Source organism: Sporosarcina limicola, assembly GCF_014873855.1.
Classification (GTDB): Bacteria; Bacillota; Bacilli; order Bacillales_A; family Planococcaceae; genus Sporosarcina; species Sporosarcina limicola.
Genome location: NZ_JADBEL010000002.1, coordinates 45572 through 69047 on the forward strand (window position 1 = coordinate 45572; position 23476 = coordinate 69047).

Sequence of the window (23476 nt, forward strand, 5' to 3'; positions counted from 1 at the left end):
ACATCCATCAATCCTTTCAAAGAAAATAGTCATCTTAAAAGATGACTATTGCTATTTTCTGTATTCAATCACGATGTTTTGCGGGACAGTATCCTGCGGTGGCACTCCATATTCAAGTAGCTCGCCGTTTACATAGATTTCAGTGTTCTTAGGACGTCCAACACGAATTCTGACATAATCCGTTTCCGTTACGTCAAATTCAACTGATTCCCCTGTTTTCATGATGTCCGCTTTCGGTGTCATCCATTCTTTGTTTGTTTGGTCCTTTACACCAATCCAAGAATTTCCGTTTAACCGAATTTTAAGCTGAAACGCTTCTGCTTTCGTAAGTGCATACGTTGACGTTTCTCCATTTACACTTTCAAAAGTTAAAAACTGTTGCGGCTTTTCTGGTTCTGGTTCTGGTTCAGACTCCGGTTTTAGTTCTTTATCTTTATCCACTTTACTAGGAGTCGGTTGCTGCTTTTCAACCTGCGTAACATTTGGTCCCGTCTCTCCTTTTTTCAAAAGTCCCCTCGATGCATGATTATAGTAAAGAAACCAGACAACAGTAAAAATCACAATGATGCACAGTGCAACAATGATTTTCGGCATCATTTCATTCAGCTTATTGTTACTTTTCAACCCTCTTCTCCGTGTCAACGGAGAAGAGGAAATCTGACCCGTTTCCTGCTTCTGTTGAATTGTAGAAGACGTTTCCTTATACAAAGATAGCATTTCATCGGCATCAAGCCCCACCGCTTCCGCATATTGCTTGATGAAGGCACGGACGTAGAAAGAGCCCGGCATCATGCTATAATCTTCATTTTCGATACCGGAAAGATATCTTTTTTGTATTTTCGTGATTGACTGTAAATCTTCCAACGTGAAACCTTTAGCCGTTCTCGCCTCTTTTAGACGACCACCTAATCCGGTCATCAAATACACCTACCTATCAAAAGTTGAATAAACCCGATCCACCCGTTGCCCCCTGGTCGGACATCATATGGTTTTTCTCCATTATTTCATATGTAATTTCCTGATCTGGATCGGTTCTTAATTCTATAATATAATCAAAGTCTTCAATATTGTATTCGGAATGTTGCACAAACATATCCGGATGTTCCACCACTTTTATGGATGGCATGCGCATCATTTCTCTTACGAGTTGTAAATGTCGTTCATCTTCTGCCCTACGCGTTACAATTCCGTCCAAGATAAAGATATTACCCTCGGAAAATTCATCACCCATCAAATTACTCCGAACCGTCTGTTTAATCATTGTCGATGAAAGGAAAATCCATTTTTTGTTCGCACAAACACTCGCGGCAACAACCGATTCCGTTTTACCGACACGCGGCATACCCCGTATACCTATTAACTTATGACCATCTTGCTTGAATAACTCCGCCATAAAATCGACAAGAATCCCAAGTTCACTACGAAGAAAACGAAATGTTTTCCTTTCATCCACATCACGCTGAATATAACGACCGTGGCGAACCGCGAGGATGTCACGTAATTTCGGCTCACGAATTTTTTTCACCTGAATCATTTCCATTGTCGATGCAATTTGTTCAAAACGTTTAATCTGATCGTCGTCTTCGGTGCGTAATAACATTCCACGATGTCCGCCATCTACGCCATTAATCGTTACGATATTCACGCGTAACATCCCTAGCAGCGATGAAATATCGCCAAGAAGACCGGGACGGTTCACTTGAATCTCATATTCAAGATACCATTCACCCATCTGACACACCCCTTTTGTCCCTTAATGAAGACGCATATCTATATAAGACGCACAAAATGCAACTTAGTTCTATAATAACGGATTCAACACATTAAGAAAAGGAAAATATACAAAGAGCTTTCAGTACCTTGATCTTAAAATTAAATATACCAGCCGCCGTTCACTTTCATGATTTCACCAGTTATATAATCCGACTTTTCACTTAAAAGGAAATTAACCACTTCAGCGACATGCTTAGGTTTTCCGAAAGTCATAAGTGGGATTTCATCTATAACCATTTGTTGTTCATCAACCGGAATTTCGTGATTCATGCGTGTTTCAATCCACCCTGGAGCGACCGCATTGACACGTATCCCTGAATAGGCTGCTTCCTTTGCGTACGCCTTGACAAATGCGTGTTGTGCCCCTTTTACAGCTGAATACATTACTTCTCCCGCAGCACCTGTATTTCCCCAGATTGACCCTATCATGACGACATACGATTTTTCAAAATTACGTAGTTGGGAAGAGACGAGGCTAATAAATCTTGCCGGGTTTTGAACATGGACTTTCCATAAGGCATCCATGTCATCGGCAGTCGTATCGGTCAAAAGCTTAAGCATCGATTGACCATTTGCTACGACAACTGCACGTAACTGACGAACTTGTCCAGCAAGCGCGTCCGCACCGTCAACTGAGTTGAAGTTGGCATGGACCGTTTTGAATTGTGCATTTGGGTATGCTTCGGATAATTCTAGTTGTAAACGCTCTACTTGTATATAATTTTCATGGAAATGAAGGTAAAGCGACCAGCCCGAAGCCGCTAGACTCCGGCTAATCGCCTCTCCAATTCCTCCGGATGCACCCAGAACGATACAGTACTGACGGTCCATCATTGCACTTTTTCTGCCGGATGAACTGTGAAAACAGTATGACTGCTTTCATCCGAAAATGTTTGGAATGCATCTTTCAAATTTTCGACAGTCAATTTTTCAAGTGTTGGAACGACATCAAACAAGTTCATGCCATTAAATGCAAAACGTGTAAACTGATTGGCGATGAAATCAGGAGAATTCAATGAACGCATGAATTGTCCGATTTTCTTCTTCCTCCTTCTATCCAGTTCAACGTCCGTAATCGGCCATGACTCAGAAGCGTCATGCATCGTTTTACGGATTGCTATGTCTAGCTTCTCCGGTTGGTCAGTATCAGAACCGACCATCGCAAATCCGAACCCTTGTTCAAGGGTAAAGTCATAGGAGAACGACTCATCGATAAGACCTTCATTGTAAGCCGCTGTATAGAATGGAGAGGTTCTACCAAACAGGATATCGAGAACAAGGCCTGATGAAAGCTCTTGAATAAGCATTTCTTCTCCTTCTACGTCTGTTTTATTGCATTTCATACCAATATTCACTTTCGGCTTAGTTATATCCATGGCCAGCGTCCGCTTACTTATCGCAATCGTATTCACTTCCGACGGGAAGCTACGGATGATATCTGCCGGTTCTTCAAATGTTTTCGAATCTTGATTCTTCTTGATGAATGCCATCATTTCTTTAGGATCAACTGCTCCGACAACAAACAATACCATATTGGATGGATGATAAAACGTTCCATAACATTCATACAAATGTTCGGCCGTAATGTCCTGAATCGTTTCAACCGTACCTGCAATATCAATCTTCACAGGGTGTTCATGAAACATATTTTCGATTGTGCCGAAATAAAGACGCCAATCAGGTTGGTCATCATACATCGTTATTTCCTGGGCAATTATTCCCTTTTCCTTTTCAACCGTTTTCTTAGTGAAATACGGTTCCTGTACGAAATCGAGGAGAATTTCCGTATTGTCATACAGCTTATCCGTTGCGGAAAACAAATACGCAGTGCGAGTAAATGACGTGTATGCATTTGCTGCTGCACCATTTACACTGAACTTCTGAAACACGTCTCCATCCTCTTTTTCAAAAAGCTTATGTTCAAGAAAATGAGCGATACCATCCGGAACCGTTACTTCCTCTGTTTGCCCACGTGGGATGAACGTACGGTCAATTGAACCGTATTTAGTCGTGAACGTCACGAACGTCTTTGAAAATCCGCGTTTTGGTAAAATATAGACATCAAGTCCGTTAGAGAGTTTTTCGTTATATAATGTTTCCTGTAAATTTTCAAAATGGATTTTTTTCATTTTACTTTGACTCCCTTCCGGATAACAGATAGACGATTTCCAACATAATTTCAGACGCCATTGCTTGAACGTCCTTTTTTGTCACTGCTTCCCATCCAAAAATCAGTGTGTCCGCTGTGAAATGTTCATCCAACTCTTTGTATTGATCGAACACTTCAATTTGCCCCCGTGCAGAGTCAAACGCGCTTTTAATGCCATTTGCGAGTAATGCTTTCGTCTGTTCAAGCTCAAGATCCGTGATATCGCCTTGCTGAAGCGCAAGAAGTTGCGCATTGATAAGACTGACAGCTTTTTCTTCAAGCTCCGCGTCGATGCCCGCTGTTACATAGAGCAATCCATAGTGGGAAGAATAGGAACTCGATGCATAGTAAGCCATGCTCTCTTTTTCGCGAACATTCATAAACAACTTACTATGTGCAAAGCCACCAAAAATACCGTTTGCTACTTGCATTTTCATGTAATCAGGATGATCAAACGCAATTGGTGTGCTGAAACCTAGATGCAGTTTCCCTTGTTTCATTTCCTGCTTTTCCATCACATGGCGGACTTCCACTGGCTGCTCTGTCACAGTTTGTCTGACTGTAGGACGTGCGTGCACCGTACGACCATTGAATGCAAACAGGGATTTAACTTTTTCTACCATGACATCTTCGTCAATATCACCGACGATGTAAATGTCGATTTCATCTTCACGCAACATATTTTCGTAAGTAGCTAAAAGTGCTTCAGAGGTAAGTGCTTCGATATCCTCTTCCTTGCCATATGTCGATGTCGATACTGGACTATCCGGCCGTAATAGCTCGAGCATTCGTTTTTGTGCATAACGCGCCTTATCATCGTATACGGAACGGATTCGTTCTTTTACAGAACGCTTTTCTCGATTAACAATCGCTTCATCAAACTGTCCATCCACTAAATTCGGTTCAAAGATGACAGATTGCATTAAGCTAATCACTTCATCAAGCACGCCACCTTCTGCCAAATATTCATCATTCACACATTCAGCGTTCAGTGAAACGATATGTGTATCGCCTCGTTTAGCTACATCCATGTACAACACGGTCCCGTATAATTCGTCTAACTTATTACGGAACTCGGTTTCAGTCTGATATTTCCCGTTCGAATCTTGAAGGACATTAGCAAGAACCGTTCGTGCTGCCGCTTTCTTTTCATCTAAAGTCGATTTCCATTTCACCGAGAAATTGACGGTTTTGAATTGGTCCGACTTTCGGATATATAGTGTGACGCCTTGTTGAAGCTCAACTTTTTTAAACATACAAACACCTCTGTTTTCGTTAATATGTGGAAACCTTACTTTACTATACATTTCAAATGGTGAACTAGGCAATTTATTGCTTTCAAAAACAAAAAACTGCCTAAAAAGTCCCCTACAGACTCCTTAGACAGCTACAATTTTACCGATTTCCTTTAATATAGGGTTGACCATTTGCTTTCGGCGCATTTGCTCTACCGATGAATCCTGCAAGTGCAAGAATCGTTAATACGTAAGGTAGGATATGCAAATAGACCGCTGGAACATTCTTCATAAAATCAATACCTGACGAACTGATGGCAAGTGCCTGTGCAAATCCGAAGAACAGCGCCGCACCCATCGCACCTATCGGATGCCATTTCCCAAAGATCATCGCAGCGAGCGCCATGAAGCCTTGACCGTTGATGGTCGCATGACCGAAATCTCCTGCCATCGTCTGTGCATATACTGCGCCACCGATACCCGCAAGACCACCAGAAATGATAACTGCGATGTAGCGGATTTTCGTAACATTTATGCCCATTGTATCTGCAGCCATCGGATGTTCTCCGACTGCACGTAAACGGAGGCCGAATGGCGTTTTATAAATGATGAACCACGCAAGGATGGCAACACCGATTGCCAATATCGACGAGCCGTAAATCCCTTTAAATAACAGAGGTCCAAGGAACGGGATATCTTTTAAAATAGGTATATTGAGAACCGGAATGCTTCTCTCGATAAATTCCGTCTGTCCTTTGCCGAAAATCATTTTAACTAAAAATAAAGCGATCGCAATACCAAGCATATTGATAGCAACACCTGATACAACTTGGTCCGCGCGGAATGAAATTGATGCAACTGCGTGCAGAATGGAAAATAGGCCCGATACAATCATAGCCACAAGAATAGACACCCATGGAGTCCAAGCACCAAATGTACTTGCAAAGGATAGATTGAACAGAATACCACTGAAGGCACCCATAACCATGAGTCCTTCTAGACCAATGTTAACAACACCTGAACGTTCAGAGAACACGCCGCCGATTGCAGTGAATATAAGCGGGGCAGCGTAAGCAATCATCATTGGTACGATAAAGTAGAGTACTTCTAGGAATGTCATATCACTTCGCCCCCTTTTTCTTATTCATGCGTTGGAGTCCGACGCGAATGATGTAGCCAGATGCAACAAAGAAAATGATAAGTGCAATGACAATAGAGACAATTTCAATTGGAATACCCGCAGCATTCGGCATATTACCTGCTCCGTATTTCAACGAACCGAATAGCGACGCTCCAAAAATGACGCCGAGCGGGGTATTTGCACCTAATAATGCAACTGCGATACCGTCGAAACCGATTCCAGTGAAACCAGCAAGGGTAGCCATATATCCGAATGTTCCGAGCGCTTCCATCGCGCCGCCAAGACCGGCGAATGCACCTGAAATGACCATTGACAACACAATATTCTTATTGACATTCATACCTGCGTATTGAGATGCATGATCATTAAATCCCACTGATTTTAGTTCAAATCCAGTTTTCGTTTTTTCAAGGATGAACCACATGACCACTACCATCGCTAGCGCAACGAGAATTCCATAATGCAATGTTGAGAAATCCGTAAGATTCGCCAAGAATTCGGATCTAAGCGATGCCGTCTCTTTAATTGGGTCCGTTTTATAATTTCCACCGGATACTGTCTTGATAAGTGCGTTCACCGAATGTAGCGCAATATAGTTCATCATAATGGTAACGATAACTTCGTGCACACCGAATTTTGCTTTCAATAGTCCAGGGACAAGTCCCCATAACGCTCCCGCCGCTGCCGCAGCAAGTAATGCGAATGGTATGTGGATAATAGCAGGGAGTTCAAAAGTCACCCCGACGTAAGCAGCTGCGAACCAACCTACGATTAGTTGTCCTTCGACACCAATATTGAACAAGCCTGTACGGAATGCAAAGGCTACTGCAAGACCAGCTAAAATATAGGGACTTATTTGCCTAATCGTCTCACCAATTGCATAGGAATCCTCGAAAACTCCATTCCATAAGGCGATATAGCCATTAATCGGGTTATATCCACTGAACAGCATGACAACCGCTCCGACAAGGAGACCTAGAATGATTGAAATGATCGGAACTAGTAAATTGATAACTCTATTTGACATCGCGATCATCACCTTCTTTCAAAACTACGTCATTAGTAGCCGCACCAACAAACTCTTCTTTCTCTTGACCTGCCATGAGAAGTCCAAGTTGTTGTTCCGTTGTTTCAGTTGGAGAAACGGTATCTACAATTTTACCATCGTAGATGACTGCAATCCGATCAGAGATATTCATCACTTCATCCAATTCATATGAAATGAGTAGTACAGCCTTGCCGTTATCCCGTTGCTCAATTAGTTTCTTATGGATGAACTCAATGGCACCAACATCAAGTCCACGTGTCGGAAGTGCTGCAATGAGTAAGTCTGGATTGCGATCCACTTCACGTCCGATAATAAGTTTCTGTTGGTTTCCGCCTGACAACGCACGGGCAGGTTCGTGTTCTCCTTGCGTCCGAACGTCATATGTCTGAATGATCTTATTGGCTTTTTCCGCAACAATCTTGTAGTTCATGATGCCCTTATTTGAATAGGGTTTTTGATAATACGATTGTAAAGCGGCATTATAGCCCACTGAAAAATCCAGAACAAGGCCGTGTTTATGGCGATCCTGTGGAATATGACCAAGACCTGATTCCGTTATTTCTCGGGGATGTTTTCCGGTTATATCTTTCGAATTAAGTTTAATTTTCCCACTTTTCACTTTACGTAAGCCAGTAATTGCTTCAATAAGCTCAGATTGACCATTCCCATCAATTCCTGCAATCCCGACGATTTCCCCTTTCCTTACGGAGAGGTTTAGGCCTTTCACTTTTTCGATGCCTCGGTAATCTTCAACCACGAGGTTTTCGATATGTAAAATTTCTTCCGTTGGATGCGAAGGGCCTTTTTCTGTCTTGAATGTCACTTGCCGCCCAACCATCAGTGTCGCTAGTTTCTCTGGATTCGTTTCAACCGTGATGACCGTACCGATTCCTTTCCCTTTACGAATGACGGTCACACGATCAGAAACATCCATGATTTCTTGAAGTTTATGTGTAATTAGGATAATCGATTTCCCTTCCGTAATGAGCTTCCGCATGATACCGATTAGTTCTTCGATTTCTTGTGGTGTTAAGGAAGCTGTTGGTTCATCGAAAATAAGAATTTCAGCCCCACGATAAAGCGTTTTCAAAATTTCCACGCGTTGTTGCATCCCAACTGAAATATCCTCTATCTTCGCATAAGGATCGACATCCAATCCATACAGTTTCGAAATTTCCGCAACTTTCTTAGCGGAATCTTTGATGTTAAGCATACCCCTCTTTTTCGGTTCATTGCCCAATATAATATTCTCTGTTACTGTCAAATTTTCAACAAGCATGAAATGTTGATGTACCATTCCGATTCCGAGATTGTTTGCCACGTTCGGATCCGTGATGTCAGTCTTTTTGCCACGGACACGAATTTCTCCGCCTTCTGGTTGATAAAGCCCGAACAGGACGTTCATCAATGTCGATTTCCCCGCACCATTTTCCCCCAATAACGCATGAATCTCCCCTTTTTCTAATTGAAGGGTAATATTATCGTTAGCGACAAAATTGCCGAATTCTTTTCTAATATTCAGCATTTCAATGACATATTCCAATGAATTCACATCCTCGCAAGTAGGTTTCTATAATTTGTATTTAAATTAACACAAAGAAAATTTCCATCGATGAAAAATATTTTTCTATTAATTTAAATCGTACTTTTATTAAATCAAATCATAAAGGCCGGAAAATAACCGGCCTTTATGATTCTTTTTATACTTATTTTTTCTTAGCAGGGAATTCTGGTACAACAATTTCGCCAGCTGCAATTTTCTTAGAATAATCATCGATTTCTGCAAGGATATCGTCCGGGATTACACCATGTGAATCTGCAAGTGCGATTCCATCTTCGGCAATTCCGTATGTTGTTGTTTTTCCGCCTGGGAATTTATCATCGTTTGCAAGGTCAGAAACGTTTTCAACTGCAATATCAACACGTTTCAACATCGATGTCATCGTGATATTGTTATTGTCGATTTTACCTTCAGCGTACTGGTCTGAGTCAACACCGATTACCCATACATAAGCATTTGGATCTGCTTTTTTACGTTCTTTTGCTTCTGAGAAAACACCGTTACCCGTACCGCCCGCAGCGTGGAAAATGATATCTACGCCAGAACTATACATACGGTTAGCTGCTGCTTTTCCAAGTTCTGCTTTATTGAATGCTTCTGTATACTGTATATCCACTTTAATATCAGGATTCACTGCTGCTACACCCGCAATGAAACCTGCTTCGAAACGCTCAATAACTGGCAGTGTCATCCCACCGACAAAACCAATTTTATTGGATTTCGTCATACGTGCTGCCGCAACACCTGCAAGGAAAGAACCTTCTTGTTCTTTAAACATGATACTTGCAACATTTGGACTTTCCACTACTGCATCAACAATCGCAAACTTTGTATCCGGTTTTTGTTCTGCTACTTCTTTAACCGAAGATTCCATCATATGACCAATTCCGAATACGAGGTCAAAATCACGACGCACAAGTTTGTTTAAGTTTGGGTTATAGTCTGCTTCACCAACTGACTCTAGGTAATCATAACCACCGTCAGCTTTTTCTAAATTATTCTTTTTACCGTATTTCTCGACGCCAGCCCAAGCTGATTGGTTGAATGACTTGTCATCAACTCCACCAATATCAGTTACCATTGCTACAGAAAATGCTGCTTTATCTTTACCACTCGTAGATGGCGTACCTTTTTCTTTGCCTTTATCCGCTCCGCAAGCACCAAGAATTGTACCTGCCGCAAGAACCAATGATAAAGCAAGACCCAATTTACGTTTACTCATTGTTGAAACCCCCCATTTTTCTAATATTAGTAGGACGGATTAACGTCTTATACCCTTTTTCGTACAACATGAAAATTGAATTTATCAGCCCTAAAATAATCTTTCGAGTAGAGGACCATTTCGCCTTCTTCACTGTAGTGGTGCTGCTGGAGAACAAGGAGTGGAACTTCGACACCACATCTCAGGATAGACGAAGCCTCATCATCATACCCGACAGGCTCGATATGAGCTACGGCTTGTACAATTCGTTTTGAACCTGATTTTTCAATAGCATCGAATATGGAGTTATCCAATAACTCTTCCGTACCAGCTGATAGATTTTTTGAAAGAACATGATCGATACAATAGACGACTGGCGTACCGTCCGCGGTCCTTACTCTCTTAATTGTAACAAGACTGTCATTTCTACTACAATCAAACTTGGCAATCTCTTCTTCACGTGGATTCGTTTCGGAAACATCCATGAAAATCGTACCTGGCTCCATACCCGCATCACGAATCATAGAGGAAATACTGGATAAATGTTCAATACCAGACGAAAATAGTGGTTTTGGATTGACGAACGTCCCAACACCATGCTTCCGTACGATGACTTTTTCCTCTTCAAGTACCCGAAGTGCTTCACGAAGTGTTGCGCGGCTAACGCCTAGCGTACGAGCAAGCTCAAATTCTGAAGGGAACCTTTCGTTTTCCTTGAAAACACCTGTTTCGATGTCCCGTTTCAAATGTTCAATCACCTGTACGTAAAGATGTCTTTGATCCGCCTTTACCATCATTCCATCCCCTCTCGAAGAGGTCAGACCTCTGATGTTAAACGTCACTACTAATCATCCATACTATATCACTTTCAACACATAAAATAAACAACTCTTCTAAAAAAAAAATATGAATACGTTTTTTAACATGATTAAATGTACCTGTTTCTTCCTCTTATTTAAGATTGCCTATCCCCTTCATCCCTACTAATAAGCACTTGTCGTGGTTTGCTGCCTTCGGGCGGTCCAACGACACCACGCATCTCCATCTGATCGACGATACGTGCAGCCCTAGAATAGCCGACCCTGAAACGTCGCTGCAACATGGAGACGGAGGCGGTCTGTATTTCTGTTACAAGTTGGACTGCCTCATCATACAATTCGTCCGTCTCCTCATGAGCCGGTATCACTTCAATATCCGTGGGAATCATTTCCTCTTGGTACTGCGCTTTTTGCTGTTCGATGACAAAATCGACAATTGCTTCGACTTCACTATCTGATACAAATGCCCCTTGGATTCTTACGGGTTTTGAAACACCGGCAGGAAGAAATAGCATATCTCCCCTTCCAAGCAGTTTCTCCGCCCCTCCTCCATCCAAAATCGTTCTTGAATCAATTGCCGAAGACACTGCGAATGCAATTCTCGATGGAATATTCGCTTTAATAATCCCTGTAATAACATCAACACTCGGCCGCTGTGTAGCGATAATCAGATGGATACCAGAAGCCCGTGCCATTTGCGCAAGTCTTGTGATGGAATCCTCAACATCACTGGATGCGACCATCATGAGATCCGCAAGCTCGTCCACAATAACAACGATATAGGGCATACGAGGATGTTTTTCATCATTGGCCTCATTCCACTCGTCAATATGTTCATTGTAACCTTCAATATTCCGTGTACCTGTATGGGAAAATAATTCATAGCGTCTTTCCATTTCGGAAACGACTTTCTTAAGCGCTTGGGATGCCTTTCTTGGATCTGTGACGACAGGTGCAAGAAGATGCGGAACACCATTGTATACATTCAGTTCCACCATTTTCGGGTCAATCATCATCATTTTTACTTCATGCGGTTTCGCCCGCATCAGAATGCTCACGATAATCCCGTTGATGCACACACTTTTACCACTACCTGTCGATCCCGCGATGAGGACGTGTGGCATTTTATTCAATTCCGTTAGCATTGCTTGGCCTGTCACATCACGCCCGAGTGAAATCATTAGCTTCGATTCTGGGCGATTATTTTCCTTCGCCTCAATTACTTCACGCAGGCTAACGACAGCAATTGAACTATTCGGTACTTCAATCCCGATTGCAGATTTGCCCGGAATTGGTGCTTCAATACGAATACCACTTGCTGCGAGTGCAAGCGCAATATCATCAGAAAGGCTAACAATACGGCTTACTTTAACACCTGTATCAGGCAAAACTTCATACTTGGTAACTGCGGGGCCTAAATGGACTTGGGTCACTTTTGCTTTGACACCGAAACTCTGAAAAGTCCGCTCCAATTTCTGGGCGTTCGCCTGAATGGAATCATATTCCTCCGATTGATCGTTATGTGGAGTCTGTTTCAACAAGGTGGCGGGTGGCAGCACATAGGACTCGTTCTCCTTTTCCCCTGTAACACCTGTATATGTCGCGATTTCTACTGGAATTTCCTGTTGTTCTGGATCTGCCACTTCCAATTCAGCAGCCTGTTCATCACGAGTAGGCTTATCAATACGTTCACTGAATGCGGAAATGATTGGTTGGGATACAACTTCCTCGATTTCAGGTTGAGCAATCAGTACATCTTGTGAATGCTGGTCCTCCACTTGGATTCCCTTCTTCTTAGATCTACTTGCCCTCGTTGCAGTTGTTGCCGCTTTCACCGGTTGTTCTTTCTTTAAAAATAGCCCTTTCATCGATTCTACAAGCTTTGGAAAGTATTCAGCTAAATAGGGGACGAACGCTTTTCCAGTTAATAGAACAAGACCGATTAAAAATAGCAAGACACCTGCCACAGTCGCACCCGCAGAATCGAATAGGGAATGGAACATCGCAAAAAGGATTGCTCCGGCCATTCCGCCACCAAGTGCACCACTTCTTGACGTAATCCCATCATTCGTAACGAGCACCTTCCACGTTTCTTTCAGTGCCGAATCGGACATCAACACACGACTTTCATACAATTCTTTGAACAAGTAGATATGGCTGAACAGAATGAGACTCGCCAAGATAAACAAACTGCCACCAACAATCCGATTTTTCCACCCACCCGCCTTCCGCTTTATCATGAACATGAGGGCTTGAACGATGAGCAAAAGCGGAAGCGCACCATACCAATTCCCAAATATGAACCGGGTTAGTGAAGAGAGCCCTCTTCCTACGATGCCAAACTCGAATATAATAATGACTGCAAGTCCAATCATTGCCAAGCCTAACACTTCATAGATTAAGGGATTCAAACCCGTTGCATTCTTTTTATGCGCTGTGGCGTTCTTTTTTTTCTTTTTAGCTTTCTTTGCCATGATATTCCTCCTTTCAAAAAAGGATTTCCCGCCGTTCAGACGGCAAGGAAATCCTTGGGTGATTCATTGAATAAACGCTGTATTTCAGTATTCCATAATGATTGGGATAATCATCGGTCTTCTTTTAGTTTGTTGATATAGATAGGAGCTGAGTGTGTCACGAATCTCTTGTTTAATGTTTGTCCATTCAAACGTCTCTTTATTCACATATTTCTCAACAATTTTTCTAACAAGCTTTGTTGACTCCTCGAACAGCTCTTCGGATTCACGAACGTAGACAAATCCACGCGAAACAATTTCCGGTCCTGCGGCGATGCGTTTCTGCTTGCGGTTCAGTGTGACGACAACTGTGAAAATACCGTCCTGTGAAAGAAGTTTTCTGTCCCGTAAAACGATATTACCGACATCTCCAACTCCGATTCCATCGATAAGGATATTACCGGCTTGAACGCGTCCACTCATTCGCATTTTATCGTTCTTGTATTCGACGATATCACCTTTATCCGCTATGAACACTTGTGATTTCTGAAGCCCTGTTTCCTGGGCCAATTTGGAATGCGCAATGAGCATCCGGTATTCGCCCTGAATCGGGATGAAATATTTCGGTTGCATCAAGTTCAACATCAATTTCAAATCTTCCTGGCTACCATGTCCCGAAACGTGAACATTTGTAGCAGAAGTGAGAACAGTTGCACCTGCTTTCGCAAGGTCGTTCATCGTTTGGAACACACCTACTTCCATCCCTGGTGATGGTGTGAATGTAATAAGGACTGTATCTGTTTCTTTAATGCGTACATCTTTATGTTGTTTACGGACAATTTTTTCTAGCGCATCAAGTGGCTCACCTTGGTTACCTGTCAAGATAACAACGATTTCACTATCATCATAGTTGTCAATATCTTTCACAGGAATGACAACATCATCTTTCACGGTCAAATAGCCGAGTTTTATGCCCACTTCAAAATAACTTTCAAGGCTTTTTCCAACGACGGCGACTTTCTTTTTCGTCTCGAACGCTTTGTCAAATACTTGCTGGATACGGATGAAGTTTGACGCATAGAGCGCGACAAGAATTCGTCCTTCTGCCCCGTGAAATGTTTTCGATAAACTTTTTTCGATAACAGATTCGGAAGTTGTGTAACCTGGACGCTCTGCTTCGGAAGAATCCGACATGAGGACGAATACACCTTCTTCACCGAGTGCCGCCATTTTTGCAATATCCGGACGGTATTTACCTTTAGCAGATTGGTCGAATTTAAACTCGCCCGTATGCACAATTGCTCCTTCGCTTGTATGGAAAACAACGCCAAGCGAATCAGGAATACTATGTGTCGTATGGAAAAATGTTACGTATGTGCCTTGAAAATTCATCCGACTTTTGTTTGTTACTTCAAAAAACTTAATGTTCGATGGAGCTGGCATCTCTTTCAAATGTTCCTTTGCGAGTGCGATTGTCAATCTTGAAGCATAAACAGGTGCCTGTACTTTTTTAAGTAAATAGGCGATGGAACCGATTGCATCCTCATGACCATGTGTCAGGAAGATTCCTTTCACACGTTCTTTGTTTTCTTCGATATAGGATATGTCTGGAATGACGATGTCGATTCCAAGCATTTCCCCTTCTGGGAACATAAGGCCTGCATCGACGATAAACATTTCCTCATCGATTTCGACTACGTACATTGCTTTTCCAATCTCCCCAACACCACCGAGAGGGATAATTTTTATCATTTCATTTTTTGTTTTCCCCACATTGTTTCCTCCTATTACTAATTGTTCGAAAAAGTAGTCCAAGTTTACTGCACTTTACAGAGCCAGCTATTATCTTCGGATTTTTAGAACTATTTCTATTTATCCCGCATTAACGGGAAGTAATACCCCTACTTCAAGGCTTAAGGAAATCCAAAGAAGCATAAGTGGAGAATCAACTGCCCTAAGTACTTGCGGAATATAGTTCGATTCCGCTTTAAATCCCGAATGGTTCAACTAACAATCAGTGGGCGATAAGACCCCACCTTCTGATTGAAGTTTCACTTTATATTTCCCCGTCCATAACGACTACGTCCCATTATACGTGACAGGGCCTTTCTGTACAAACAAAAAAAGCCGGAAGTCAATACCGGCTTTTTTTATTCAAAAATAGGAAGATTTTTTTGAAAGTCTTTCCATACTTTATCGAAGAGAACTTCCCCTTCACCAAAGCTAACTAGTGGGAGCCTTACTCCACCTGTTTGAACACCGATTTTTTCAAGTGCATATTTCACCGGCACTGGGTTTGGGGCAGAGAATATCGCTCGAAACAAAGGGATTAACGTTCTATGCATAGCGGCTGCCTGCTCTGTTCGCCCCGCTTTGAATGCCTTGATCATCTGTTGCATTTCGTTCCCAACAACATGTGCGGCAACCGAGACGACACCTTTTCCACCAATCGATAGAAGCGGTAACGTCAATGCATCGTCTCCACTGTAAACAGCAAATCCGTCATCAGTTCCTTCGATAATCTTCGACATCTGTTCAAGATTTCCACTTGCTTCTTTTACTGCACGGATATTTTTTATTTTTGACAAGCGAATTACCGTCTCATCAGTCATATTGACGACAGATCGCCCCGGGATATTATAGAGCAATATAGGTAGGCTAGTTTTAGCTGCAATATGTGAAAAGTGGGCGTACATGCCCTTCTGATCTGGTTTATTGTAATAAGGCGTAACGAGCATAATACCGTCAGCACCTAACTTATCCGCACTAATTGTCATCTCTACAGATTCCGCCGTATTATTTGTTCCCGTTCCTGCAATTACAGGAACTCGTTTTTTCACTTTATCAATCGTGAAAGCGAGGAGCGCATTCTTCTCTTCGTTGGATAAAGTCGGAGATTCCCCCGTGGTCCCATTGACAACAAGGGTATCCGTACCCGTGGCAATCAGATGCTCTATTAGTATTGCTGTTCTATCGTAATCGATGTCTCCTGAAGATGAGAAAGGAGTGACCATCGCCGTTGCAATTTGTCCGATTTCCAATATACTCAGCCCTTTACTAGAATCTGTTAGATCAAATACGCCTCGGTGTATTTGCGTCCAGATTTTGAATTGAGCAAGCTCAATTGCCTTCTTTCAAAATCTGTGCCATCCGCCAGAGGCTTTAGCTTTATTCAGTAGGGGTTGAATCCCTACTGAATAAAGTTAACAAGTCTTTCCGCAATTTGCACCGAATTTAGTGCCGCCCCTTTTAGTAGATTGTCCGAAACAATCCACAGATGGAAACCTGCTGGATGGTCGGGATCTTTCCGAATGCGTCCGACAAACACTTCGTCTTTCCCTTCAGCAAACAGCGGCATTGGATAGAGTTGTTTTGAAGGGTCATCCTGAATGACGACGCCTGGGGCAACCGCTAGCAAAGCCTGAATATCTTCAACAGACACGCCTTCTTTACCGATTTCGATATAAACCGACTCCGAGTGCCCTGTGACGACAGGTAATCGTACACATGTTGCGACAACGGACAATTCATTATCACCAAAAATCTTTTTCGTTTCATTCATCATTTTAAGTTCTTCGAGTGTATACCCTGACGAATCGAATGAATCGATTTGAGGAATTACGTTAAATGCGATTGGGTAATGGTGTTCAGCAGATGCAGATGGCAAAATAGCCGCTTGGATTGTTGCACGTTCTTGGAACTGGAGACTTTGACTTTCTAGCTCATCAATCGCTTCCGAACCCGCACCCGAAACTGCTTGGTACGTGGATACGACAATTCGTTTCAGGCCAAACTTTTCCCGAATAGGCTGTAGTGCCGTTACCATTTGGATTGTAGAACAGTTTGGATTTGCAATGATTCCGGCTTTGCCATTTAAAGCATCCGCATTCACCTCAGGAACGACGAGTGGAATTTGTTCTTTCATCCGAAATGCGCTTGTGTTGTCGATAACAATCGCACCCCTGGTCACAGCTTCATGTGCAAACTTCTCTGAAATCGTTCCTCCAGCACTAAAAAATGCAATCGAAATGCCTTCAAATGATTCCGGTACTGTTTCTTCTACTACGTACGTATGCCCACCAGCCGTGATTTCAGTTCCAGCAGACCGTTTCGATGCAAGTAGTTTAATTGATTGCACAGGAAAATTACGTTCAAGTAATTTCTCTAAAATCTTCGTTCCTACAGCTCCCGTTGCTCCAACAATTGCCACATTCACTTTTTCCATCCCTATCTCCCTTTCAGCTTTTACGGATATTCATAGGCCAATCTTGCATAATGTGTTTTTTCACTCTATTTTCAGTAGAAGTGACTTCATCTATGAAAGTTCTTTGGCTCTTTGCATCCTTAGCGTTTCATTGGTCGAATTATATCACATTTGCGAATCTTATGCAGCTGTATTTTTATTTTATTTTATGCATGATTAATAGTGGTTGAAGTTGTTTCTTATCGAGAGCAGCAGCAGTGGCAGGCACCATGAGCGAAAATTCGGAGATAAGCGAGTTTGGTTTATTGAATGGATCGTCCTGACCGAACGGAATAAAAAACACATTTTTCATATTGAGCAGCTTCATAATATTCCCCGCGTTCAAACCAAGTGCATCGTTCGTCGAAATACCAAGAAGGATGGGATTGCTATTGCGTAAAGTCGCTTTTGCAGCCATCAATACCGGTGAATCCGTTGCTGCGTTGGCAAATCGACTGATAGAGTTGCCCGTCATTGGCGCAATAATCATGCAGTCTACCGGCGTGTTCGGACCGAATGGCTCTGCACCAACAATTGTAGAAATAACTTTTTGCCCTGTTGCCTTCTCGATTTTCGCAATCCACTCTTCCCCTGTTCCAAAACGGGTGGCAGCTGTCAGAACGGAATGCGTAATAACTGGCACAACAGTCGCACCAGCGTCTTTTAATGAATCAATGACCGGTATGATTGCCTCATACGTACAATGTGACGCCGTAATTCCAAGACCGATTCTCTTCCCTTGTAGCATCGAGTTCCCCTTTCATCTGCTAGACATTCTCCCAAGTGCGTCCGCCAAGGCGGTTGCGGCATCGACGGGAAAATGTTTTCCCGGTAATCCGAGGAGTACTGTATAGTATTCAGACGAGAGAGGCGCCCTTAGGCAACCTGGAGCGGATGCAAGATCAAAAACGTGAAGTCCCGCCTGTTCAGTCACGGAGAGCCACTTTGCAGGAATTGTATTGATAAGGTTTCCTTCTGTCAAATCAAAATCAGCCGTCAGCCGCTCGATTTTATAGCCTAGAACGGACGCTTCTCCGATTTGTACATCGGAACGAGCGAGGATTGTAACATCTCCACCTAGGGATGCAAGCACATCAGCTGTTATCTTGCCTACCCTCCCGAAACCAGCAACGAGGAATTGACTGCCTGCAATGCTCCGTTTTGTACGTGCGTAATATTCATGAACGAAGGCTTCCGCCGTCAATCTCGCATTTTGCCAGATGAATTGTTCTTCTTGAAGATACGATTGGATACTTAAACCTACATCTTTGAACGGTTTCAACCACTCCTCTGATGCTACACCAGTAAAAAGCCGCGTCTCTTTATCCAATAATGCAGGCGATGGCGTCCCTTTCATCTGCAAAATCGGAAAAACAATTTGGTGGGGTGCAAATTCTTCAATGTCTTTTTCGAGCTGTTCTGATTCATAATTAGTTCCAATATGGTGACTACTGCATCCTCTTTCCGTCAGGATTTCACTGCATATAGCTAATCGATTATCTGTTCCGATAAAAAGCCACTTATCCTCTTTCATCAATATCTACCTCATCTAAACTATGTGTTTTTCCGAAAAGAATGCGATGCTCACCAACCAAGACAATTTCAGCCCATGGGATAAATTCATCCGCCTGTTCTTGCCTGTTCTTAAATGAAAAGCGACCAAACTTCTTCCTTACTTCAAATCCGATAATTTCACCTGTTTTCCCATTAAAAATGAGATCGGTATCGGCAAGAAAACCGTACCGAACCCCATCCTCCACTTGAATCAGCTCTTTCTGCGCAAGTTCTGAAAGCAACATCTCATCATCTCCCCTTCCTTCGTCTCCATTCATGATATGAATTGAACACAAGAAAGCTGACTGTTGATTTACGTCAAATTTCGAAGCCCTTCAGTACATCTTCTGGCGCAATTATGGATATTGTCCGCCGCTCCGTAAATAGTTCACTAGCCATCGCACGCACTTGATCCGCTTCGACATTATCAATGAGCGTGATAACTTCATCAGCTGTCTTATGCTCTTGAAACAATAGTTCACTTTTACCGTTGCGATGCATTCTAGATTCCGAACTTTCAAGCCCCAGCAGGAAACCACATTTTAGCTGTTCCTTCGCATTATGCAATTCGTTTTCCGTAATGCCATCTTTTTGAACAGAATGGATAACTGTATCTATCGTATCGGCTAATTCCTTTAAGTTCTCTGGTGCAGTTCCCCCATAAATCATAAATGCCCCTGCGTTCTTATATGCAGAGTAATAGGAGTAGATCGAGTAGGCCAGGCCACGTTCTTCACGAACTTCTTGGAATAGACGTGAGGACATTGCGCCGCCAATTACACTATCCAAAATGAGTAGATCATGGATACGCTTGTCTTGAACCCTTAAAGCTGAAAAACCAAGACAGAAATGCGCCTGCTCAATGTCTTTCCCTTTTACAGTGAGGCCACCCTGAAATTCAGGAAGCTGTAAAGAGATGGTTTGTTCAAGCTGTTTCCCACGTCTGAATGAACCAAAATGGACTTCAATTAGCCGAATAAGTCGATCATCATAATTACCTGCAATCGAAATAACAATCCGCTCCGGTGTGTACATCCGTTCCATAAATTCAAGTATCATCTTCTTATTGAACTTTTTAATTGTCTTTTTATTACCTAGAACAGGTCTACCAATTGGTTGGTCCGGATACATGGTAGCCCATAATCGCTCATCTACATCGTCATCAGGCGTATCTTCGACTGCCGCGATTTCGTCGAGAACTATGGATTTTTCTTTGTCGATTTCCGCTTCTTCAAACGTCGAATTGAAAAACATATCCGATAGAACAGTCAGCGCACGTGGTGCATGATTGCCAAGTACCGTGGTGTAGAAACATGTCATTTCTTTCGATGTAAATGCATTGACGTCTCCACCTATACGGTCAAATTCCTCTGCTATCGCGCGTGCACTTTTCGTTGACGTTCCTTTAAACAGCATATGTTCAATGAAGTGAGCGATGCCCGCTTCAAATTCCTCCTCATCTGCTGACCCTGCACCGACCCATATCCCCAAAGCCAATGAGCGAACATAGGGCATTTTTTCGTGAACAATTGTAACGCCGTTCGGACAACTAGTTCTTTCTATCATTATTCAAATCCCCTTTTATCTTCGGATGAACAAAAAGCCACCACCTCACACATTGTGAAGAGGGGCTTTCCATGTTATTTATATGAAATTAGTTCGTTTCGTTTTTCTTGGCAGCTTCTTTTTCTTCTAAAAGAACTGTTTTCCTTGAAAGATTCACACGACCTTGATTGTCGATTTCTATAACTTTAACGAACATTTCTTGGTCCATTTTCAGTACGTCTTCAACCGCTTTTATACGTTCTTCCGCGATTTCAGATACATGAAGAAGGCCGTCTTTTCCAGGGAATAACTCAAGGAAAGCTCCGAATTTTTCAATCCGTTTCACTTTCGCCATATAGTATTCGCCGACTTTAGCTTCACGAACGATATTTTCAATCATCGCTTTCGCTTTAGCATTCATTTCATTGTTTGGAGAAGAGATGTAAATCGTACCGTCTTGTTCTGTATCGATTTTAACACTCGTCTCCTCAATGATTTTGTTAATTACTTTTCCGCCTGGCCCGATAACATCACGAATCTTATCTGGATTGATTTTGATCATGATAATTTTCGGCGCATATTGTGAAAGTTCTTCACGTGGTCCTGAAATTGCTGTCATCATATGATTCAAGATTTTCAAGCGGCCCACTTTCGCTTGCGCTAATGCCTCTTCCAAGATTTGACGAGAAAGGCCATCGATTTTAATGTCCATCTGAAGTGCCGTAATCCCTTTTTCAGTACCCGCCACTTTGAAGTCCATATCGCCAAGATGATCTTCCATCCCTTGGATATCGGAAAGGACTGAGTAGTTGTCCCCTTTTTTCACAAGACCCATTGCAATACCTGCAACTGGTGCTTTAAGTGGAACACCCGCATCCAACATCGCCATTGTCGATGCACAGATTGAAGCTTGGGAAGATGAGCCATTCGATTCAAGTACTTCTGCTACAAGACGGATTGTGTACGGGAATTTCGTATCATCTGGAAGAACTGATAAAAGTGCGCGTTCTCCAAGTGCACCATGTCCGATTTCACGACGACCTGGTCCGCGAATTGGACCTGTTTCACCGACACTGAAGTTCGGGAAGTTATAATGGTGCATGAAGCGTTTCGACTCTTCCAGACCAAGCCCGTCGATGATTTGAACTTCACCAAGCGCACCAAGTGTACATACGCTAAGCGCCTGTGTTTGACCGCGTGTAAAGAGACCAGAACCATGTGTACGTGGCAAAATGCCAACTTCCGATGCAAGTGGACGGATTTCGTCAAGACCACGGCCATCAGGACGGATTTTTTCGTCCGTGATAAGACGACGCACTTCATTTTTAACGATGTGATCCAAAATGCCTTTAACTTGTTTCATTGTCGCTTCGTCCGCTTCATTTTCCTTGTAGCGTTCGATTACTTCCGTTTTCACTGCATTGATAGCATCTTCACGCGCATGTTTTTCCTGCGTTTGAATTGCACTAATCAGGTTTGCTTCACAGCTATTTTTAATATCAGTCATAAGTGTTTCATCAAGGACAAACAACGCGATATCCATTTTCGCTTTACCGACTTCCGCAACAATTTTCTCTTGGAATTCGATTAGCTTAATGATTTCTTCATGTCCAAACATAATCGCTTCTAGAACGACATCTTCTGCAATTTCTTTAGCACCCGCTTCAACCATGTTGATAGCATCTTTCGTACCTGCAACAACTAGATCAAGATCACTTTTCTCAAGTTGTGCCGGTGTGGGATTAACGATAAATTTGCCGTCGATGCGTCCTACTTGGACACCCGCGATTGGTCCTTCGAATGGAATATCAGAAACTGACAGTGCAAGTGAAGAACCAAGCATTGCCGCCATTTCAGATGAACAATCCTGATCGACTGACATAACAAGTGAAATAACTTGTACATCATTACGGAAACCGTCCGCAAATAATGGACGGATTGGACGGTCAATCAGACGGCTTGTTAAAACAGCCTTATCTGAAGGGCGCCCTTCACGTTTAAGGAATCCACCTGGAATTTTCCCAACTGCATACATACGCTCTTCATAGTTCACTGTAAGCGGAAAGAAATCAAGCCCCCGTGAATTTTTCGACGCTGTTGCAGATGAAAGAACAGTCGTATCGCCGTAACGTACAAGAACAGCTCCATTTGCCTGTTTCGCAAGTTGGCCTACTTCAATCGTTAACGGTCGACCTGCCCAATCTAATGTATATACTTTTTTACCTGTCATTATTGAACCCCTCTCCATATTCCAGCTTTGGCTGTATACGTTGTATGTATTATTATAGTGTAAATGATAGCGCTTAGTGAACACAAGTTTTATAAGGCGGAATATCTATCATAGCAACCTTTGTACAGTATAACACTTAATTTGGGTTTCTAAAATAGGAGGGGTGAAATTAGGGGATCATGGACTCAATAAGTAAAATGAATCTAGAAAATTCTTTCTTGCCCCTTGATGAAACTTACCGGTCATTAGAAACGTATTAATAGTAGATTGTAGCTCATACATATCGCTTGTTAACCAATACAAATTACAAGGAGTTTTTAGTAGTAAAAAAATACCTGAATCGCAATATTAAATGCAACAAAATATGAAAGTCCCCATTAACCATGACTCAGGCGATGTTAGCGAGTATTTCTAATAAGCACTCTTCTGGCGTGCGGTAGTCCAGAATCTTTCTTGGTAAACGGTTACACTAGTCCTCGGCGTAACGGATTGTTTCTTCCACATCAGAGTTACGAAATCCGGCAG

The 23476-nt window shown here is 42.5% G+C and carries 19 protein-coding genes and 1 pseudogene; all 20 read right to left on the reverse strand.

What is annotated here, in order from left to right:
• Positions 1 to 51 precede the first annotated feature (51 nt).
• Complete coding sequence (locus H4683_RS02320) at positions 52 to 918, reverse strand: helix-turn-helix domain-containing protein (RefSeq protein ID WP_192597222.1); 867 nt, start codon at positions 916 to 918, stop codon at positions 52 to 54.
• A 16-nt stretch (positions 919 to 934) separates the two neighbouring features.
• Entirely contained in the window at positions 935 to 1732 is a 798-nt protein-coding gene (locus tag H4683_RS02325; RefSeq protein WP_192597223.1) for a DUF3388 domain-containing protein, read from the reverse strand.
• Between the two features lie 140 nt (positions 1733 to 1872).
• Positions 1873 to 2607 (reverse strand): elongation factor P 5-aminopentanone reductase, encoded by a 735-nt coding sequence (ymfI, locus tag H4683_RS02330; RefSeq protein WP_192597224.1) that lies wholly within the window; start codon positions 2605 to 2607, stop codon positions 1873 to 1875.
• The gene (gene yfmH / locus H4683_RS02335; RefSeq protein WP_192597225.1) at positions 2604 to 3902 is read right to left on the reverse strand and encodes an EF-P 5-aminopentanol modification-associated protein YfmH; all 1299 of its coding nucleotides are present in this window, start codon (positions 3900 to 3902) and stop codon (positions 2604 to 2606) included. The genes ymfI and yfmH overlap by 4 nt, the downstream gene beginning before the upstream one ends.
• 1 nt (position 3903) lies before the next feature.
• Complete coding sequence (gene yfmF / locus H4683_RS02340; protein ID WP_192597226.1) at positions 3904 to 5178, reverse strand: EF-P 5-aminopentanol modification-associated protein YfmF; 1275 nt, start codon at positions 5176 to 5178, stop codon at positions 3904 to 3906.
• A 139-nt stretch (positions 5179 to 5317) separates the two neighbouring features.
• The gene (locus H4683_RS02345) at positions 5318 to 6277 is read right to left on the reverse strand and encodes an ABC transporter permease (protein WP_192597227.1); all 960 of its coding nucleotides are present in this window, start codon (positions 6275 to 6277) and stop codon (positions 5318 to 5320) included.
• 1 nt (position 6278) lies between these two features.
• Positions 6279 to 7325 (reverse strand): ABC transporter permease, encoded by a 1047-nt coding sequence (locus H4683_RS02350; protein ID WP_192597228.1) that lies wholly within the window; start codon positions 7323 to 7325, stop codon positions 6279 to 6281.
• The gene (locus H4683_RS02355) at positions 7315 to 8889 is read right to left on the reverse strand and encodes an ABC transporter ATP-binding protein (protein ID WP_192597229.1); all 1575 of its coding nucleotides are present in this window, start codon (positions 8887 to 8889) and stop codon (positions 7315 to 7317) included. The genes H4683_RS02350 and H4683_RS02355 overlap by 11 nt, the downstream gene beginning before the upstream one ends.
• Positions 8890 to 9052: 163 nt before the next feature.
• Positions 9053 to 10129: a BMP family lipoprotein gene (locus H4683_RS02360; RefSeq protein ID WP_192597230.1), complete on the reverse strand. Its 1077-nt coding sequence runs from the start codon at positions 10127 to 10129 to the stop codon at positions 9053 to 9055.
• Between the two features lie 47 nt (positions 10130 to 10176).
• Positions 10177 to 10905: a GntR family transcriptional regulator gene (locus tag H4683_RS02365; RefSeq protein WP_192597456.1), complete on the reverse strand. Its 729-nt coding sequence runs from the start codon at positions 10903 to 10905 to the stop codon at positions 10177 to 10179.
• Positions 10906 to 11063: 158 nt separating this feature from the next.
• Entirely contained in the window at positions 11064 to 13400 is a 2337-nt protein-coding gene (locus tag H4683_RS02370) for a DNA translocase FtsK (protein ID WP_192597231.1), read from the reverse strand.
• 84 nt (positions 13401 to 13484) lie between these two features.
• Positions 13485 to 15152 (reverse strand): RNase J family beta-CASP ribonuclease, encoded by a 1668-nt coding sequence (locus H4683_RS02375; protein WP_192597232.1) that lies wholly within the window; start codon positions 15150 to 15152, stop codon positions 13485 to 13487.
• Between the two features lie 377 nt (positions 15153 to 15529).
• Positions 15530 to 16420: a 4-hydroxy-tetrahydrodipicolinate synthase gene (dapA, locus tag H4683_RS02380; RefSeq protein WP_192597233.1), complete on the reverse strand. Its 891-nt coding sequence runs from the start codon at positions 16418 to 16420 to the stop codon at positions 15530 to 15532.
• Between the two features lie 149 nt (positions 16421 to 16569).
• On the reverse strand, positions 16570 to 17604 hold the full coding sequence (locus H4683_RS02385) for an aspartate-semialdehyde dehydrogenase (protein ID WP_192597234.1): 1035 nt from the start codon (positions 17602 to 17604) through the stop codon (positions 16570 to 16572).
• A 175-nt stretch (positions 17605 to 17779) separates the two neighbouring features.
• Positions 17780 to 18370 carry a dipicolinate synthase subunit B gene (locus H4683_RS02390; protein ID WP_192597235.1) on the reverse strand — a complete coding sequence of 197 codons (591 nt, stop codon included), beginning with the start codon at positions 18368 to 18370 and terminating at the stop codon, positions 17780 to 17782.
• Between the two features lie 12 nt (positions 18371 to 18382).
• Positions 18383 to 19156 (reverse strand): dipicolinate synthase, encoded by a 774-nt coding sequence (locus tag H4683_RS02395; RefSeq protein ID WP_192597236.1) that lies wholly within the window; start codon positions 19154 to 19156, stop codon positions 18383 to 18385.
• Positions 19143 to 19421, reverse strand: coding sequence for a YlmC/YmxH family sporulation protein (locus H4683_RS02400; protein WP_192597237.1), 279 nt, complete (start codon positions 19419 to 19421; stop codon positions 19143 to 19145). Before H4683_RS02400 ends, H4683_RS02395 begins: the two co-directional genes overlap by 14 nt.
• Positions 19422 to 19494: 73 nt before the next feature.
• Complete coding sequence (locus H4683_RS02405) at positions 19495 to 20742, reverse strand: M16 family metallopeptidase (protein ID WP_192597238.1); 1248 nt, start codon at positions 20740 to 20742, stop codon at positions 19495 to 19497.
• 88 nt (positions 20743 to 20830) lie between these two features.
• Positions 20831 to 22951 (reverse strand): polyribonucleotide nucleotidyltransferase, encoded by a 2121-nt coding sequence (pnp, locus tag H4683_RS02410; protein WP_192597239.1) that lies wholly within the window; start codon positions 22949 to 22951, stop codon positions 20831 to 20833.
• Between the two features lie 388 nt (positions 22952 to 23339).
• A pseudogene (locus H4683_RS22285) lies at positions 23340 to 23462 on the reverse strand (IS30 family transposase); the annotation flags it as partial.
• Positions 23463 to 23476 lie beyond the last annotated feature (14 nt).